This is a genomic window from Butyricicoccus porcorum (assembly GCF_002157465.1).
In the GTDB taxonomy this organism is placed as follows: Bacteria; Bacillota; Clostridia; order Oscillospirales; family Butyricicoccaceae; genus Butyricicoccus_A; species Butyricicoccus_A porcorum.
Map to the genome: position 1 here is coordinate 185,278 of NZ_NHOC01000010.1, position 18,268 is coordinate 203,545.

General features: G+C 51.9%; 15 protein-coding genes, 2 pseudogenes and 2 other annotated features. Of the genes and pseudogenes, 7 read left to right on the forward strand and 10 right to left on the reverse strand.

What is annotated here, in order from left to right:
* The first annotated feature begins 575 nt into the window (after positions 1-575).
* Positions 576-1,335: pseudogene (locus CBW42_RS11760) on the forward strand (DMT family transporter).
* A gap of 452 nt (positions 1,336-1,787) precedes the next feature.
* Here CBW42_RS11760 and CBW42_RS11765 read toward each other — a convergent pair.
* The 5 genes from CBW42_RS11765 to CBW42_RS11785 form a co-directional block, all read right to left on the reverse strand.
* The gene (locus tag CBW42_RS11765) at positions 1,788-2,513 is read right to left on the reverse strand and encodes a SigB/SigF/SigG family RNA polymerase sigma factor (protein ID WP_205703636.1); all 726 of its coding nucleotides are present in this window, start codon (positions 2,511-2,513) and stop codon (positions 1,788-1,790) included.
* Complete coding sequence (gene spoIIAB / locus CBW42_RS11770; RefSeq protein WP_087021749.1) at positions 2,500-2,943, reverse strand: anti-sigma F factor; 444 nt, start codon at positions 2,941-2,943, stop codon at positions 2,500-2,502. Before spoIIAB ends, CBW42_RS11765 begins: the two co-directional genes overlap by 14 nt.
* Positions 2,919-3,293, reverse strand: coding sequence for an anti-sigma factor antagonist (locus CBW42_RS11775; protein WP_087021751.1), 375 nt, complete (start codon positions 3,291-3,293; stop codon positions 2,919-2,921). Before CBW42_RS11775 ends, spoIIAB begins: the two co-directional genes overlap by 25 nt.
* An 81-nt stretch (positions 3,294-3,374) precedes the next feature.
* On the reverse strand, positions 3,375-4,664 hold the full coding sequence (locus CBW42_RS11780) for a bifunctional folylpolyglutamate synthase/dihydrofolate synthase (protein WP_087021754.1): 1,290 nt from the start codon (positions 4,662-4,664) through the stop codon (positions 3,375-3,377).
* Between the two features lie 5 nt (positions 4,665-4,669).
* The gene (locus CBW42_RS11785; protein ID WP_087021757.1) at positions 4,670-7,309 is read right to left on the reverse strand and encodes a valine--tRNA ligase; all 2,640 of its coding nucleotides are present in this window, start codon (positions 7,307-7,309) and stop codon (positions 4,670-4,672) included.
* A gap of 85 nt (positions 7,310-7,394) precedes the next feature.
* Positions 7,395-7,628 (reverse strand) — a binding site (T-box leader).
* A 110-nt stretch (positions 7,629-7,738) separates the two neighbouring features.
* Positions 7,739-7,962 (forward strand) — a binding site (T-box leader).
* 61 nt (positions 7,963-8,023) lie between these two features.
* Between CBW42_RS11785 and pheS the strand changes: the two genes are divergently transcribed.
* The 6 genes from pheS (at position 8,024) to CBW42_RS11815 (ending at position 14,897) form a co-directional block, all read left to right on the forward strand.
* Positions 8,024-9,043 (forward strand): phenylalanine--tRNA ligase subunit alpha, encoded by a 1,020-nt coding sequence (gene pheS, locus CBW42_RS11790; RefSeq protein WP_087021760.1) that lies wholly within the window; start codon positions 8,024-8,026, stop codon positions 9,041-9,043.
* A 50-nt stretch (positions 9,044-9,093) separates the two neighbouring features.
* Complete coding sequence (gene pheT / locus CBW42_RS11795) at positions 9,094-11,496, forward strand: phenylalanine--tRNA ligase subunit beta (protein WP_087021763.1); 2,403 nt, start codon at positions 9,094-9,096, stop codon at positions 11,494-11,496.
* Positions 11,497-11,571: 75 nt separating this feature from the next.
* Positions 11,572-11,817 (forward strand): IreB family regulatory phosphoprotein, encoded by a 246-nt coding sequence (locus CBW42_RS11800; protein WP_087021767.1) that lies wholly within the window; start codon positions 11,572-11,574, stop codon positions 11,815-11,817.
* Positions 11,818-12,055: 238 nt separating this feature from the next.
* A complete protein-coding gene (locus tag CBW42_RS11805) occupies positions 12,056-12,916 on the forward strand; it encodes an SH3 domain-containing protein (protein WP_087021770.1) in 861 nt (286 codons plus the stop codon).
* A 282-nt stretch (positions 12,917-13,198) separates the two neighbouring features.
* Positions 13,199-13,507, forward strand: coding sequence for a hypothetical protein (locus CBW42_RS11810; RefSeq protein ID WP_087021773.1), 309 nt, complete (start codon positions 13,199-13,201; stop codon positions 13,505-13,507).
* Positions 13,508-13,535: 28 nt separating this feature from the next.
* Complete coding sequence (locus CBW42_RS11815; protein ID WP_087021775.1) at positions 13,536-14,897, forward strand: C40 family peptidase; 1,362 nt, start codon at positions 13,536-13,538, stop codon at positions 14,895-14,897.
* A 130-nt stretch (positions 14,898-15,027) separates the two neighbouring features.
* Here CBW42_RS11815 and CBW42_RS11820 read toward each other — a convergent pair whose 3' ends face one another.
* The 5 genes and pseudogenes from CBW42_RS11820 to CBW42_RS14740 form a co-directional block, all read right to left on the reverse strand.
* A complete protein-coding gene (locus CBW42_RS11820; protein ID WP_087021778.1) occupies positions 15,028-15,561 on the reverse strand; it encodes a hypothetical protein in 534 nt (177 codons plus the stop codon).
* A gap of 110 nt (positions 15,562-15,671) precedes the next feature.
* Positions 15,672-16,571 (reverse strand): SPFH domain-containing protein, encoded by a 900-nt coding sequence (locus tag CBW42_RS11825; protein ID WP_205703629.1) that lies wholly within the window; start codon positions 16,569-16,571, stop codon positions 15,672-15,674.
* On the reverse strand, positions 16,559-17,035 hold the full coding sequence (locus CBW42_RS11830) for an NfeD family protein (protein ID WP_087020525.1): 477 nt from the start codon (positions 17,033-17,035) through the stop codon (positions 16,559-16,561). Before CBW42_RS11830 ends, CBW42_RS11825 begins: the two co-directional genes overlap by 13 nt.
* 200 nt (positions 17,036-17,235) lie before the next feature.
* A complete protein-coding gene (locus CBW42_RS11835) occupies positions 17,236-18,009 on the reverse strand; it encodes a histidinol-phosphatase HisJ family protein (protein ID WP_087020522.1) in 774 nt (257 codons plus the stop codon).
* 1 nt (position 18,010) lies between these two features.
* A pseudogene (locus CBW42_RS14740) lies at positions 18,011-18,268 on the reverse strand (D-serine ammonia-lyase); the annotation flags it as partial.

Below are 18,268 nucleotides of genomic sequence, written 5' to 3' on the forward strand. Positions count from 1 at the left end.
ACCGCAGCGGTGCTACGGTATTTCAGGCGCGTTCTCTGAAAATCAGGAAAATTCAGTACGCTTAAATAAAATGAAAGGAATTAAAATGAAAAAGAGAGAGAAATAAGAGTAATATGTCAATTCACATCCGGCACAAAGCTGGATGGAGCGGATTGGTTGTCTGCCGCTTTTGTTTCTCTGAGGAAACCGGCCGGGCAGCTGGCCGAGAGATGTGTTTCATTTGTTTGTTTCTTAACTCTGGTAATAGAATACACTATTTTTTCCTTTCTTTGGTGACAGAATTGCGAAAAATTTTTTACAATTTTACGACGTATTTGTTTCTGAATCATGAACGACAAAAAAGAACCATTCTCGCCCGGCACATCCCCGTGCTTGACTATCTTTTTCCCATATTCTAAAATAATCTTCGGCTTTACTTTTTTACATATAAAGGAGTTTCTATGAGAAAAGCATTATTTTCCGGCATTGCCGGGGCATTTTTCTTTGCCTTTACTTTTATTTTAAATCGGAGCATGGATTTGAGCGGCGGTTACTGGATGTGGAGCGCAAGCCTGCGCTATCTTTATACACTGCCGATGCTTTTCCTTATTCTATGGCAAAAGCATCAGTGGAAGGCTATTTTGCATGAAATCCGCCAAAGACCTGCCTTCTGGATTCTCTGGAGTACCGTCGGGTTCGGGCTTTTTTACGCCCCCTGTCTCTGGCTTCTTCCTATGGAGAATCCTGGCTGATTGCATCCACCTGGCAGATTACCATTGTGGCAGGCGTTTTGCTGACACCACTGTTCGGACAAAAAATTCCGCTGAAAATCTCGCCATGTCCTTTCTGATCCTCGCAGGAATCTTCATCATGCAGGGCTCTCACTGGGGAACATCGCACCCTGGCACAATTGTCAAGGTTCTGACTCCCATTCTGATTGCAGCCTTCTCCTATCCGCTGGGCAACCGCATGACAATGGCAGGCTGTCCCTCACACATCACTGCGATTCAGAGAATTTTCGGCATGACCCTGTGCAGTATGCCCTTCTGGCTGATCTGCTCGGCAGTTGCCTACAGTCAGGCCGGATGGCCGAACGCCGGACAAAACATACAGTCTTTTCTTGTCGCGCTGTTTTCCGGCGTAATTGCGACGTATCTGTTTTTCCATGCAACCGATATGGTAAAAAACAATCCCAGACAGCTCGCCATGATCGAAGCGACACAGTCCGGAGAGGTTATCTTTACTCTTCTGGGCGGTGTCCTGCTTCTCGGGGATTCCGCTCCATCTGCACTGAGTTTTCTCGGTGTCGCTCTGATTGTCCTAGGAATGACAATCAATAGTCTGATAACAGATTGAAGAAAAAATACCACTTTTTCGTGACATATGCAATCCTGTCTGATAGCACTCGTGTAAATACGTAGTATTTTTATGCAGAGCAATGCCGCAGCCAGAAACGGCTGCGGCATTAGAAAGGAAAAATATGAAAAATATAAGAGTAAATCGAATTGGAAGAAAAGAGGAACTCCCAACCCGATGGGGCAGGTTGTCTGCCGCTTTTGATCCGATGATCGGGCCGGGCAGCTGGCCTGTAAGAGCGATACAGAATGTGGTTTGTACAACGTTTTGTACTGGTATTATCATACTGCATTGTACTCGTGTTTGGGTGAACAAAACGGGAAAACTTTATGTCGATCATGAAAACAAAATATGTCATTTTTGTTAACAGACGCAAAACCAGGGGGGTGATGGCAGATCTCATCCTGCCCGGTCGTTTTTCGCTACAACAGCAGTGCCTTTTGATACAGCCGCTATGCCTCCGTCATCATCTCCCGCATGTGCTCAATCGCGCGCCGTTCCAGCCGCGACACCTGTACCTGTGAAATTCCCAGCGCAGCCGCACACTGCTGCTGTGTCTGGCTGCGGAAATAACGCAACAAGATGACTTTTTGCTCCTTTTCATTCAGACGGTGGATGCTGTCGCGCAGCAGGACAGATTCAAGCACTTTTTCCTCAATGCCGTCGTCACCCACAAGGTGCTCCAGCGTCGCGCCGTCGTCACCGATTTCCCGCTGGAGCGAGTCAGTCGGAACCAGCGCACTTTCACACGCTGCAATCTCTTCCGGTGAGGCATCCAGCAGCTCAGATAACTCGGAAATCGTCGGCTCACGCCCCGTCTTCATCGAAAGCTGTTCGCGTGCGGCATTGACGCGAATAGCAAGTGATTTGATGGTGCGGCTGACCTTGACTGTGCCGTCATCGCGCAGAAAACGCCGGATTTCCCCGCTGATTTTCGGCACAGCATAAGTGGAAAAACGCGTGCCATACTCACAGTCAAAGCCCTGCACTGCTTTGACAAAACCAAGACTTCCAAGCTGATACAAATCCTCCATGTCGACGCCGCGCCCGGCATAGCGACGGACAATGCTCCAAATCAGACCGCTGTTTTCCCGAATCAGCGTTTCACAGGCATCTTCCTCCCCTGCTTGTGCACGCCGGATCAGGCGGAGCTGCTCTGCGGCATTATTTCTGTCCAAGGCGCGCCGCAATCCGTTTGGTCATTGTGACCTGTGTTCCAACCCCTTCACGCGAGCGCACGCGCAGGCGATCCATAAAGCTCTCCATAATGGTAAAACCCATGCCGGAGCGCCCTGCGTCGCCAGTGGTAAACATCGGCTGGCGCGCCTGCTGAATATCCGCAATGCCACAGCCCTTATCTCGTACAACAATCTGGATTTCCCCGTCATCATACAGCTTCGCCGCGACAGTTATGTATCCGAGTGTATCCCGATACGCATGAACAATACAGTTTGTCACTGCCTCGCTCACCGCCGTCTTGATATCGTTAATCTCCTCAATCGTCGGATCGAGCTGCGCGGCAAAGGCTGCAACTGCCTGCCGCGCAAATGCCTCATTATTGGAACGACTTTGGAATTTGATACTCATCTGGTTGATTTCGCTGTGCATGGCTCTTCCTCCTCATCCTCCGGCTCCGGCAGATGCGGCAGCTCCGGAATAAACTGTATGCGCCTGACGATACCGCTCGCCTGAAAAATACGCATGGCTGTAGGCGGCGTGCCGACAACAGTAAATGTCTGACCTGCCCCAAGCACATTGCGCTGTGCCCCGAGCACGACCGCAATACCAGAGCTGTCCATAAAGGTCAATCCGGACAGATCGAGAAAAATTGGTTCCGTCGCATACAAGGTCATTGTTTTCTCGAGATATTCCACGCACTGTGCCGCTTCGTGATGACCCAACTCACCGTTAAAGCGGATGACAATCCCGCAGTTCTCCCGCTTGTGTGAACATTTCATTTGTTTTTCAACTCCCGAAAAAAAATAGAACTGCCTGTTTTCAGGCAGTTCTATTATAGTCAAAGCGATCTATTTTTTCTGTCAGATAATGCCGTCTTTGAGGGCATTTTTTGCTTCTCCTGCGACATAAAGCGAGCCGCAGACAATCACAACATCATCGTCCTGCGCAGATCCGAGTGCGCGCCGGAGGGCAGAACCGATATCACCGCAGTCAAATACATTGGTATACGGCGAAAATTCACGGATTGTGGAAGCAAGCTGGCGGCTGGACAGCGCGCGCGGATTGTCCGGCTGAACGGTATAAATGGCATCCGCGCGGCGCGTCAGCATGCGCACACACGCCTCATACTGCTTATCTGCGACCATGCCGAGTACAAGCGAAATGCCGCCCTGGGGCAGCATGCTGTCCAGCGTTTCGCACAATGCGGTCACGCCATCGACATTGTGTGCGCCATCGATCATCAGCAGCGGTTCGCGCCGGACAATCTCCTGACGGGCAGTCATGCATGCTTTGGCAAAGCCCGCAGAAATCGCCTCGTCCGGGATGCTCCAGCCTTTGCCGCGCAGAGCAGTCAGAGTTGTATATGCAGTAGCGGCGTTATACGCCTGATGCCTGCCAATCATCCGCAGGCAAAACGATTGACCGTCAATCACACATTCCGTGCCCTCCAGCGTGCACGCAATATTTTCCGGCTGTGCGGCTGGAAGATAGGGCACGCACATGTCATAGCAACGCTTTTTCAGCACCTGATCGACCGACGGCTTCTGCTTCGGATAGTTGATGAGCAGCGAGCCGGATTTTACAATATAGCTTTTATCCGCGGCAATTTCTTCCACCGTATTGCCGAGCACCGCCATGTGATCGAGCGCTACATGCGCCATAACAGCGGCCTCCGGGCAGTCAATGACATTGGTCGCATCAAAACGCCCGCCGAGTCCAACCTCCAGCACGACAATATCACAGCCCTGTTCGAGGAAATACAGCATCGCGCACGCGGTGGTAAATTCAAACTCACCGATACACTCCCCTTCCGGCAGCTGTAAATACTGCTCAATCTCGAGGACGCGCGATGCAATGCGGCACAGGTCTTCCCGTGGGATATATGTGCCGTTTATACGAATGCGTTCACAGAAATCGACAACAAACGGAGAAACGAACAGACCGGTTCGATAACCGGCCTGTTCCAGAGCAGCCGCCGTCAGCACGGCAATGCTGCCTTTTCCGTTGGTTCCCGCGATGTGAACAAATTTCAGTTTTTTCTGCGGATTGCCCAGTGCGGCGAGCAATGCGCGAATGCGGTCGAGGCACGGTGTTCCGCTGAACCGGCCGTGCGCATGAATAGCAGATAAAATCTGTTCGTAATCGCTCATATGCTTCAGTCCAGTGCAGCCAGGCTCTCATCCAGCTTGGCGATCTGCTCCTTCAGCTTGGCTGCCTTGGTGCGCTCGCCCTCGACAACCTGCTCCGGCGCTTTCTTGAGGAATCCCGGATTGCCCAGCTTCTTCTCGATAAAGGACAGATCCTTCTGTGCCTTTGCCTTTTCCTTGTTGAGACGTGCTTTTTCCTTCTCAAAGTCGATCAGCTCGTTCATCGGCATATACATCTGTACATCGCCGGTGACAACCGATACCATCTTTGCCGCGTCAGCCGGTGCAGTATCAGAAATGCTAAGCGCACTGGAGTACGCCAGCTTGAGGAAACAAGCTTCGCCTTCCTTAAATACAGACTGATGCTCTGCATTTTCGGTGACAACGTAAATCTGGGCCTTCTTGGACGGCGGAACATTCATTTCAGCGCGGCGGTTGCGGATTGCACGGATGCTCTCCATGAGGATTTCCATCTGTGCTTCCTCTGCCTCGAAGTGCAGCTCTTCCGAATAGGTCGGCCACTTGGACAGCATGACAGTCTCGCCCTCATGCGGCAATGCAAGCCAGATGGTCTCCGTGATAAACGGCATGAACGGATGCAGCAGCTGCATCGAGCCGGACAGGACATAGCACAGGACATTCTGGACATTCTCGCAGGTCTCCTTGTCCTCCTTGTTCTGGAGGCGAGTCTTTGCGATCTCAATATACCAGTCACAGAAAACATCCCAGATAAAATCATTCAGCTTCTGTGCGGCAATGCCAAGCTCATACTTGTCAATGTTGGTCGTGACATCCTGAACCAGCGTATTGTACTTGGACAGAATCCATTTGTCCTCCATCGTCAGCGTCTTCGGCAGCGCTACCTTATCGATGGTCAGATTCATCTGGATAAAGCGGGATGCATTCCAGATCTTATTGCAGAAGTTGCGGCTCGCCTCGACACGATCCTTGGAATAGCGCATGTCATTTCCGGGCGAGTTACCGGTTGCCAGCGTGAAGCGCAGTGCGTCTGCACCGTACTGGTCGATGACCTTCAGCGGGTCAATGCCGTTGCCGAGCGACTTGGACATCTTTCTGCCCTGCTCGTCTCGGACAAGGCCATGGATATATACCGTTTTAAACGGTACCTGCTTCATGTGCTCCATGCCGGAGAAAATCATGCGGGCAACCCAGAAGAAGATGATATCATAGCCGGTGACCAGCGTATCCGTCGGATAGAAGTACTCCAGTTCCTTGGTCTTTTCCGGCCATCCAAGCGTGGAGAACGGCCACAGTGCAGAGGAGAACCAGGTATCCAGTACATCTTCCTCCTGACGGATGTGCGTGCTGCCGCACTTCGGGCATACGGTGACATCTTCCTTGGCGACAACCATTTCGCCGCAGTCCTCACAGTAATATGCCGGGATGCGGTGACCCCACCACAGCTGACGGGAAATGCACCAGTCATGGACATTTTCCATCCAGCGGATATACGTCTTGCTGAAGCGCTCCGGAACAAACTTAATCTCCCCGTCTTCAACGACACGGATCGCTTCCTTTGCAAGCGGTGCCATCTTGACGAACCACTGCGCGGAGGTCATCGGCTCAACCGTCGTGCCGCAGCGGTAGCAGGTGCCGACGTTGTGCGTGTGATCCTCAATCTTGACCAGACGTCCCTCGGCTTCCAGATCCGCCAGAACTGCCTTGCGGCATTCGTAACGATCCATTCCCTGATACTTACCGCCGTTTTCGTTGACAGTCGCATCCTCATTGAACACCAGAATCTGTTCCAGATTGTGGCGCTGTCCCATTTCAAAGTCATTCGGGTCATGGCACGGCGTCGTTTTGACGCAGCCGGTACCAAATTCCTTATCGACATAATCATCGGCAAAAATCGGAATTTCACGGCCGATAATTGGCAGGATTGCCTTCTTGCCAATCAGGTGCTGATAGCGCTCGTCGTCCGGATTGACCGCAACACCGGTATCGCCCATAAAGGTCTCCGGACGGGTAGTTGCGACAATGATGCTCTCCTCGGAATCCTTGATATCATACTTGATATACCACAGCTTGCCCGGCTGGGTTTCATACTCTACCTCTGCGTCAGACAGGGCAGTTGCGCAGTGCGGACACCAGTTGATGATACGGCTGCCCTTGTAAATCAGGCCCTTGTCATACAGGTTGACAAAAACTTCCTTGACTGCCTTCGAGCAACCCTCATCCATGGTAAAGCGTTCACGGCGCCAGTCGCAGGACGAGCCGAGCTTTTTCAGCTGCTGAATGATGCGGTTGCCGTACTGATTTTTCCAGTCCCAGACGCGCTCAAGGAACTTTTCGCGGCCGAGATCATAACGAGTCAGCCCTTCCTCGTTGCGCAGGTTTTCCTCTACCTTAATCTGGGTTGCAATGCCCGCATGGTCGGTGCCCGGCATCCACAGGGCGGAATAGCCCTGCATACGCTTGGTGCGGATGAGGATATCCTGTAATGTCTCATCGAATGCATGGCCCATGTGCAGCTGACCGGTGACATTCGGAGGCGGAATAACAATGGTAAACGGTTTTTTGGTTTCGTCTACTTCGGCATTGAAATATCCCTTTTCTTCCCACGTTTTGTACAGCTTATCTTCCGTGGCGCTGGGATCATACGTCTTTGGCAATTCGTTGGTCACGAGTATTGCCTCCTTCCTATAAGAATATCATTCAAATCTGAGGGCAGGTGTACCGGAATAAAAAAGAAAACCCTCCGTCCGGAATCATCAGGACGAAGGGAAAGCTCCGTGGTACCACCTAAATTCGCACAGAAAACCTGTGCGCACTTTGTGCCGCGTAACGGGGGCAAATCGGAAGCACCTACCGCCGGAACGAAAACCGGTTTGGGTACTTCGGCTCAGAAGCGACCTTCCATCCCCTGCCGCAGGAACTTACACCGACCGTTCCCTCTCTTTGCCGGCTGTACAGGAATGTACTCCTCTTCTTCAACGCCTTTCTTTTATTTAAGACCAGTATATTATAGTATCTTCCGGTATTGTTGTCAAGAATACACTTGATTTTTGCACGCTCATATGATATAAAATAGTAGTATATTCAATTGCAACGTGAAAAAAGCCAGGAACGGGAAGAGTAACCGACGCCCACTGCGGCACCAGAGAAGGACAGCCATCGGCTGAAAGCTGTCCGCCGAAACGGTACGGTGAAGTTCGCCCGGGAGCTCCGGTGTCCAAAAGCACCGGCGGGAGATTCCCGTTACCAATCCCCAAGTGCCGGCTGTGCGCCGGAATCCGGGTGGTACCGCGGAAGCATTCCCTTGCCTTTCGTCCCTGTTTTCTCAAGTGGGGCGGGAGGTTTTTTTGTGCAATAAAATTCGCAAGGAGTTGTTTTAACAGATGAAGGAGAAATTACAGTCTATCCGGGAGCTTGCTGAACAGGCGATGGCTGCCAGCAAGGACGCCCGTGAGCTCGACGCCATTCGCGTCAAGTACCTCGGCAAAAAGGGCGAGGTCACGGCGCTGATGAAGAACATGCGCAATCTGGCTCCGGAAGAGCGCCCGGCATTCGGCCAGCTGGTCAACGACCTTCGCGCATCCATTGAAGCTGGTCTGGCAGAAAACAAGGCGCGTCTGGAGGCCATCGCACTGGAGGCCAAGCTCAAGAGCGAGACCATTGACGTTACAATGCCGGGCGAGGAAGTCACCGTCGGCACCAAGCACCCGATCAGCACCGTGCTCGACGAGGTCAAGGATATCTTCATCGGCATGGGCTTCTCCATCGGCGAAGGCCCGGAGGTCGAGAAGGACTGGTATAACTTTGAAGCGCTGAATATCCCGAAGGATCATCCGGCACGCGACACACAGGACACCTTCTATATTTCCGACAACGTGGTTCTGCGCACGCAGACCTCTCCAATTCAGATTCGTACGATGGAGCATAAGAAGCCGCCGATCCGCATCATTGCCCCCGGCCGCGTCTTCCGCTCCGATGCTGTCGATGCAACGCATTCCCCCCTGTTCCATCAGATCGAGGGTCTGGTTGTCGACAAGGGCATCCGCATGTCCGACCTGAAGGGCATTCTGGAAATGTTCGCAAAGAAGCTGTACGGCGAGGACACCGTTGTCCGTTTCCGCCCGCATCACTTCCCGTTCACCGAGCCGTCCGCAGAGATGGATATGCAGTGCTTCCAGTGCCACGGCGAGGGCTGTCCGCTCTGCAAGGGCGAGGGCTGGATTGAAATCCTCGGCTGCGGCATGGTTCATCCGAAGGTTCTCGAGGTCTGCGGCATTGATCCGGACGAGTATTCCGGCTATGCCTTCGGCATCGGTCTGGAGCGCATCGTTATGAGCCGCTACAAGATCAACGACATCCGTATGTTCTATGAAAACGATGTGCGCTTCCTGCACCAGTTTTAAGCTGAGAACACGCAAACGGATACTATACTGAACTCTGGAGGAATGAAATCATGAAGCTGCCAATGAGCTGGCTTTCCGAATTTGTAGATATGTCGGGCATCACCAACAAGGAATATGCGGATAAGATGACGATGTCCGGCTCGAAGGTCGAGGAAATTGATTACCTCGGCGAAGAATTCAAAAATGTTGTCACGGGTAAGATTCTGTCCAACGAACCACACCCGGATTCCGACCATCTGGTCATCTGCATGGTCGATGTCGGCAAGGAAGAGCCGATTCAGATCGTTACCGGTGCGCCGAACGCACATGTCGGCAGCATTGTACCGGTTGCCCTGCACAAATCCCAGCTGCCGGGCGGTGTGAAGATCACCAAGGGCAAACTGCGCGGTGTACCGTCCAACGGCATGATGTGCTCCCATGAGGAACTGGGGCTGACGCTCAACGAAATCCCGTACGGCGATCCGAACGGCCTGCTGCTCATGCCGGAGGGAACTCCGGTCGGCGTTGACATCCGCACCGTCATCGGTCTCGACGAATATGTCACCGATTTTGAAATTACATCCAACCGTCCGGACTGCCTGAGCATCATCGGCCTCGCACGCGAAACTGCGGCTACCTTTAACCGCCCGCTCAAGCTGCATGCACCGGTTGTCAAGGGCTGCGGCGGTGACATCAACAACAGTCTGTCTGTCGAGGTTGATGCACCGGATCTGTGCCCGCGTTACACCGCGCGCCTGGTTAAGAACATTAAAATCGAGCCGTCCCCGGCCTGGATGCGCGAGCGCCTGCATGCTGCCGGTGTCCGCCCGATCAACAATATCGTCGACATCACCAACTATGTCATGCTGGAATATGGTCAGCCGATGCATGCATTCGACTACGCCTGCCTGAAAGACAGCAAGATCATTGTCCGTCGCCCGAAGGACGGCGAATTTATCCAGACGCTGGACGGACAGAATCATTATCTCGATAATGACATGGTCTGCATCGCTGACGGAACCACTGCCACTGCGGTTGCAGGTGTCATGGGCGGCTATGAGAGCGAAATCACCGAAAACACCAACACGGTCGTCTTTGAGTCGGCGAACTTCCACGGTGCAACGGTCCGTATCACTGCAAAGAAGCTGGGTATGCGCACAGAGGCCTCCGGCCGCTTTGAAAAGGGTCTTGACCCGCGCATGACCGTCGATGCAGTCAATCGTGCCTGCGAGCTGGTCGAAATGCTCGGTGCAGGTGAAGTTGTCGACGGCATCATCGATGTCGACGCAACCAGCGATGCGCACAAGCGCCTGCCGCTGGAATGCGACAAGATGAATGCCCTGCTCGGTATTGACCTGTCCCGTGAGGAAATTGTCGGTTATCTGGAGCGCCTTGGCTTTGCAGTTGAGGGCGATGAGGTTGTCGTTCCATTCTACCGCACTGATATCTCGCGCATGTGCGACCTCGCCGAAGAGGTTGCCCGTATGTACGGCTATGACAACATCCCGACTACGCTGTTCGGCGGTGAATCCGTACTCGGTGCACTGACTCCGAAGCAGAACTTTGAAAAGAATATCGGCATTCTGGCACGCGCCTGCGGTTTTGACGAGGCATTGAACTTCTCATTCGGCAGCCCGAAGATGTATGACAGCATCGGCCTGCCGGAGGACAGTGAAAAGCGCAAGTCGGTCAAGATTCTCAATCCGCTGGGCGAAGAATTCAGCGTCATGCGCACCACTTCCCTGCCGTCCATGCTGGATTGCCTGATGCACAACTTCAACTATCGCAATGCAACTGCAAGCCTGTATGAAATCGCGACGATTTATCTTCCGGCACTCAAGGACGGTGAGGTTGACGCAGAGACCCTCCCGCAGGAGCCGCATATCCTGACGCTCGGCTCGTATGGCCGCCTGTCCTTCTTCCAGTTCAAGGGCGTCATCGAGCGAATCCTGAACGACACGGGTGTACAGGATGTATCGTTTGAACCGGTCACCGATCATCCATCCTATCATCCGGGCCGCTGCGCAAGAGTCCTTTCCGGCGATACGGAGATTGGTGTATTCGGCACGGTTCATCCGGTTGTTGCAAAGAACTACGGCGCTGGCAACAGCGAGGTGCTGGCTGCCGAGTTGAATCTCGATGTTATGTTCGGCTGTCTCTCCACAGAAAAGATTTACCAGCCGCTGCCGAAGTATCCGGCTTCTACCCGCGACATCGCAGTTCTGTGCGACGAGAGCATTCCGGTCGCACATATGGAAAAGGCAATTTCCAAGGCCGTCGGCGGCATTCTGGAAGCGGTTTCTCTGTTCGATGTTTACAAGGGCGACCAGGTTCCGGAAGGCAAAAAGAGTGTTGCTTATTCCCTCAGACTGCGCCGCAGTGACCGCACGCTGACCGATGAAGAGTGCGACGGCGCAATGAAAAAGGCCATCGCCGCTCTGGAGAAGCAGTTCGACGCAAAGCTCCGTAAGTAACAAACTCGTAACAAAGCTCTTTACAAATTGAGATTTCTGTATTATTATGAAAGTACGTTGAAAGGAGGGCCCGCAATGCTTGACGGAACCAGACAGTTCAGTATGAAAGAAGAAAGTGACAAGGAAATGAAGCGTGTGCTTCAGACGGTATATGACGCTCTCAAAGAGAAGGGCTATAATCCGATCAACCAGATCGTTGGTTATCTGCTCTCGGAGGATCCGACGTATATTACCAACTACAACAATGCACGCAGCCTGATTCGCAAAATTGATCGTGACGAGCTGATGCAGGAATTGATTTCCAACTATCTTGAACTGTAATACAGGGATTTTCACAGGGCGTCTTCGGACGTCCTGTGTTTTTCTGGTCAGATGTTGGAGGATACTTACCCAAAAGTGTTACTGAAGTGTTTCCATATCGTTTCTGTATTGTGTTTGCTATATGCTCTGGATCGTGGTATGATTGATACAACGAAATAGCTATTGAATACGGAAATTGCGCACAAACCAATCAATCCCGGGAGAGATTACCTGCCTGAACAGAAGGAGGTTCTCTGACATGCTGCGTACCAAAATGATGAAAATAGCGGCTGCTGCCGCAGTTGCGACTGTGATTGTCTGCACCGGCGCATTCGCCGCCAATGTTGTTTCTGTCACTGATGTCAATGTTCGCTCCGGCCCCGATAATTCCTGCGCTGTTGTCGCAGTCATGAAAAGGGGCACCTCAGCAGAGAAGCTGGGAAAGAGCGGCAACTGGATCAAGGTAAAGGTCGACGGTAAGACCGGTTATGTATACGGCAAATATTTGAAGGATGCTCCCGATTCCCCTGATGACGCAAATGTGGAGAAAAAGACTGTTTCTGTCACTGCCTCTTCGCTGCGCGTCCGTTCCGGCCCGGGAACGAAATACAGCACCATCGGATATCTGAAAAAGGGCGGCGAGGCTGTCGTTGTCGAAACATCCGGCAAATGGTATAAGATTGAATACAAAGGCAAGTACGGCTATATCAGCAGCAAATACACGAAGGATATCACCAAAACAGTTGAGGTGACTGCATCCTCGCTGAATGTCCGTTCCGGCCCCGGCAAGGAATATAAGTCCATCGGAACCCTCAAGAAGGGCAAAACTGCGACTGTTGTTGCAGAGACAAAAGACTGGTACAAGATTGAGTATAAGGACGGATATGCTTACATCAGCAAGAAGTATGCCAAAGAGGTTGCACCCGAAAAGCCCGCCGCGGGTAAAACGGTAACCATCACCACCGACCTCTATGTTCGCTCCGGCCCCGGCAAGGAATACAAGGCCATTGGCACTCTGAAAAAAGGGAAAACCGTGGAGGTCTTCGAGAAAAAGAACGGCTGGTATCGTATGAAATTCAACGGAAAAACCGGCTATATCAGCGCAAAATACACCCAATAACTCTATGTAACCTTCCAAAATAGCAAAACACTGCGGCGTGAAACCCCAATATCCCGGGGTTTCACGCTTTTTCTTTGCAAAATGGTAACAAAATATTTGACAGTACAGGTGTCATGTGCTATACTAAAGAAAATGTAACCGTATTGTAATGTTTGATGAGGCGTTTTGTAACCTCGATGTGCGGCGTGTGTGCTTGTCCCCTGTTTGACATGAAATCTCTCACGTGGTATACTAATCCTATTGCGTGTGAAACGAAATTTATTTTGCAAAGGAGATTACCTTATGTCAGCTACTTCCAAAAAAGATGCGGATGACGGCATCCTCACATACAAGGGCCACCCTCTGATGAGACATGACAATATCATTTATTACGGCAGCATGAGCGACCGCTATATCATCATGATGCAGATTCTCGAGACTAAGATGGTCAAGGATCTCGAGGTCGCAACGCGTGTTTCCGTTCAGTTGCAGCAGACATCCCCCAGCGTCCGTCCAAAGGACAGAATTGTAAAGAAAACGGAAAAAGATGGCCTTTATACAGCACTGGATATCGCTGTAGTCTGGCTCAACAGGGCGCTGTCAGCCAAATAATTTTAGTGAAATCAGGAGGGTTCCTACCATGATAAGTTCGAAGAAGATGAAGTTCGCCGTAACAACGGCAGCAGCTACTGCTGTTGTCTGCACAGGCGCTCTGGCAGCAAACGTAACTTCTACCACGGATGTAAATGTTCGCTCCGGCCCAGGTAGCTCATATTCTGTGCTTACCGTGATGAAAAAGGGAACCACTACCTCTCAGCTGGGCACTTCCGGCAGTTGGGCAAAGGTCACGGTAAACGGCAAGACTGGTTATGTCTACAGCAAGTACCTGACCAGCGGCAGCTCGTCTTCTTCGACGACTCCTTCCACGACCTCATCCAAGACCGTTTATATCACAGCCTCTGCACTGAATGTCCGCTCCGGCCCGGGTACTTCCTATGGTGTTGTTGGCGGCCTGAGCAAGGGCAAGTCAGCAACGGTTGTTGGCACCTCCGGCAGCTGGTATAAGATCAAGTACGGCAGCGGCTATGGCTACATCAGCAGCAAGTATACATCCTCTTCGGCAGTAGATTCTGATTCCGGTTCGTCCAGCACCACTTCCTCTTCCAAGACGATGTACTGCACGGTTTCCGGTCTGAATGTCCGCTCCGGCAAGGGTACTTCTTACGCTTCCAAGGGCACCCTGTCCTATGGCCAGCAGGTCAGCGTAGTCAATACCTCCAGTTACTGGTATAAGATCAAGTACGGCAGCGGTTACGGCTATGTCGGTTCCAAGTACCTGTCCTCTTCCAAGCCGTCCGGCAGCTCCACCACTCCGGTTTCTGCTCCGTCCAACAAGGAAAAGACGATGTACTGCACGGTTTCCGGTTTGAATGTCCGCTCCGGCGCAGGCACTTCCTACGCTTCCAAGGGCACCCTTTCCTATGGCCAGCAGGTCAGCGTAGTCAATACCTCCAGTTACTGGTATAAGATCAAGTACGGCAGCGGTTACGGCTATGTCGGCTCCAGCTACCTGTCTTCTACCAAGCCATCCAGCGGCGGCAGTGTTTCGGATACGACCCCGAGCACCGGCGGCAGTGTTTCCGGCTCCAGCATTGTTTCGTACGCTAAGAGCTTCCTCGGTTGCTCGTATGTTTACGGTGCATCCGGCCCGAGCTCCTTCGACTGCTCTGGTTTTACCCAGTACGTGTACAAGCACTTCGGTAAATCCATCCCGCGCTCTTCCGCTTCGCAGTATTCCAGCTGCAAGAAGATTTCCAAGTCCAGCCTTCAGCCGGGCGATCTGGTATTCTTCACCAACGACGGCAGCGGTGTCGGTCATGTAGCGATTTACATGGGCAATGGTCAGATCATCCACGCGGCAAACTCCCGCAGAGGTGTCTGCACCGACAGCCTGAACAGCAGCTACTATTCTTCGCATTACGTTGGCGCAGGCCGTTATTGATTTACATAGCAAATAACCCGACTGGTTTCCCAGTCGGGTTTTCTTTATGCCTTCGCCCCTGTTACAGTCAATTTTCCGTCGGCAGAGGAAATCGATTCCACCCGGCTGAGTTTTCCGGCCAGACTTCGATTTATGCTCGTTTCCAGCTGATTGAACGCATCTGCCCCACCACTGTATCCGGAATTTCCATCGTCGCCACCTTCAGGCTTTTCGGCACAACTGCAACCGCGCCGCCATCGGCACACAATGTAAGCTCCAGCTGAAGCGGCAGGCTATCCGGCAGCAAATCCAGAACGGAGAGATATGCCGAGGAAATGCTGTCATCCTGCTCCTTTAACAGTGCCGCAGCATCAGACTTATTCACAGAACCGGATAATAGGACTACCCCATTTTCACCGATCTCTGCGGATAAATCGGACACTTCCAGCTGTCCGCCCAGTGCTTCCTCTACAGCCGAAAGAAAAACCTCTTCTCCGAGCACAAGTTCTGTCTGTTCACCGGAATCTCCTTCTGTTTCCTCAGCTGCATGCTCCTGCAACTCTGCCGTGCCGGGATCGTGTTCCGGCAGTGTCCTTCCTACATACAGCCTGCTGAAGGCTGCCACGCCAATTGCCGCACAGATTGCGACAATCAGAGTAATACGGAATTTTTTTACTCCACTCAAATCTGCACCACTCCATTCCCTGTGCACAGCGTATGCGTATGTCCAAAAAAATATACGTACAAAAAAGCTCCACCAGATCATCTGTCCGGTGGAGCTGCTGCATTATCTGATTATTTATCCGGAGTTTCCGTCTTCCAGACCTCCTGGAGCGAGGTTGCAAGCCCTGCAAGTCCCTGGATTTCCGACGGAATGATAATCTTGGTCGCCTTGCCGTCTGCGGCTTTTGCAAATGCCTCCAACGCCTTCAGGCGAATGACCTGGTCATTCGGTGCCGCCTTGTTCAAAAGCTCGAGGGAATCCGCCAGTGCCTTCTGCACAGTCATCAGCGCCTCTGCCTGACCCTGTGCTTCTTTGATCTGTGCTTCGCGCTTTGCATCTGCGCGCAGTACCATAGACTCCTTCTCACCCTGTGCGACAAGAATGGCGGACTGCTTTTGGCCTTCTGCAACAAGGATTGCCTCACGGCGTTCACGCTCCGCCTTCATCTGTTTTTCCATCGATTCCTGAATTGCCTTCGGCGGAATGATGTTTTTCAACTCGACACGGTTGACCTTGATGCCCCATGCATCGGTTGCTTCATCCAGAATGGTGCGCATCTTGGTGTTGATAACATCGCGGGAGGTCAGCGTTTCATCGAGTTCGAGATCTCCAATGATATTTCGCAGTGTCGTCGCGGTCAGGTTTTCAATCGCTGCCATCGGGTTTTCCACGCCATAGGTGAACAGCTTCGGATCGGTAATCTGGAAATAAACAACCGTATCGATCTGCATCGTGACGTTATCCTTCGTGATAACCGGCTGCGGCTCGAAATCAACGACCTGTTCTTTGAGTGTGACCTTGCGCGCAATCTTTTCAATCAGCGGAATTTTAAAATGCAGGCCGGTCTGCCATGTGCCCTGATACGAACCAAGGCGCTCAATGGTGTAGGCTTTTGCCTGCGGGACAATCTTGATGTTGGAAACCAGTACGATGAGCACAATCAGTGCCAAAACAATGATCACAAATACCACGATCCATTACCTCCATTTTCATCACAGTGTTCCACCATTGCCTTTACGCCGGATATTTCCCGCACAACAACGGTTTCTCCTTCTGCAATCTGTTCATTGTGGATACTTCTGGCGGTCCAGATCTGACCCATCAGGCGGATCTGACCCGTGCCATTCCTGTTGTCAATCGCCTGTACCACAACCGCCTCCTGTCCGAGAATGCGGTCTGCATTGGTTCTATCCCGCTGCGGGCGCAGAACCCCGCGCAGCAACGGACGAAGCAGCAACAAAAGCACGAACGACAGGACAAGGAAGATTCCAAACTGTCCCGCCCAGCTCAAACCGGCATTTGCCGCAAGCAGCGCACCGATGGAACCGGCCGCAAACCAGAGTGTGACAAGCTGTGTCGTCACTGCTTCTATTATCAGACAGGCGATGATCACAACCAGCCAGAAACACACCGGTGACACAGTTGAAATCAGCATCACATCGCTCACCCTCCTTCTTTGTTTACTATATCATATCCACACGGCAATGTACACAACAACACCGTAACAAAAAGATGGCAATAAGGTAAAATCTATGAAAAAGCCCGATCTTCATACCGTGGAAGATCGGGTGTCATTTATCATAAGATGAAATATCACGAGATGAAAGGAATACCTGCCCTTGAAAGCATTCAGTGTCACAGCGCCATGCAGGCCTGTCGCTCTTTGTAATATACCGGAGTCAGCCCGCACGCTGCGGCCAGCTGGTATGCCTCTTTCAGATACGCCCCTATGCTGCCGCAGTCGTGTGCGTCCGAACCGATGGTCACAGTACGCCCACCCGACTCAGCAAACCGACAGCACAGCTTACGAAGTGCAGCTACTGCCCGCCCATCTCCAAACTGCCGGGTATTGATTTCAAGTGATTTTCCTTTTGCCGCGAGACATTCCAGTATTCTGTCAAACAGATTTGGAAACTCCTCGTACAGCAGGATAGAATTTTCATATGGCGCGTGTCGGCTGACATAATCGATGTGTGCCAGGGTATCGAAATCATCATAGCTTCTGACATTTTCATACATGGCTTCCAGATATGCCGTATAAGCGCTTTTCCTGTCCGGAAAAAGCTGAAAATACGACGGATCATATAAATCCCTGCCACATACAGCATGAATGGAACCAATCACCATATCAAAGGGATAGGAACAAACCAACGTTTGATTCTTCCCCTCAACAAAGCGCTGCAATCCGATCTCCACACCGAGGAGAAGCGTGTCGCTCCGATGTGGCGCATATGCGGAAAAGTACGCTTCCGGATCAAATTCATATACCTTTGGCTCTGGAAATTCATAATCCATATGTTCCGTCAGCACGACACCGATTCCAGTTTGCCGCACATACTGCTGAACCTCGGCAATTTTCATTCGGCTGTCAGAAGAAAACGGCGTCGTATGCATATGTGTATCGTACATTTCAACTGTCCTTTTCCAGTTCCGCTGCTGTGCGCATATAGTCGTCCCGGATCGTCTGAGGCACAAGGCCTCCGCCGGTTGCCCATACAATCTGCGTGGTATTTGCCATCCGCGAAACAAGCTGATTGTCTTCCAGATAGCGTCTTGTCTCCGATTCTGTATTCATGCACACTGCACCGTGCACGGCCGCACATGCACTCGGTTCCAGAAAGATCCCTTCGGTATCCATCATGTCCTTCATATATCGATACAGCTTTTC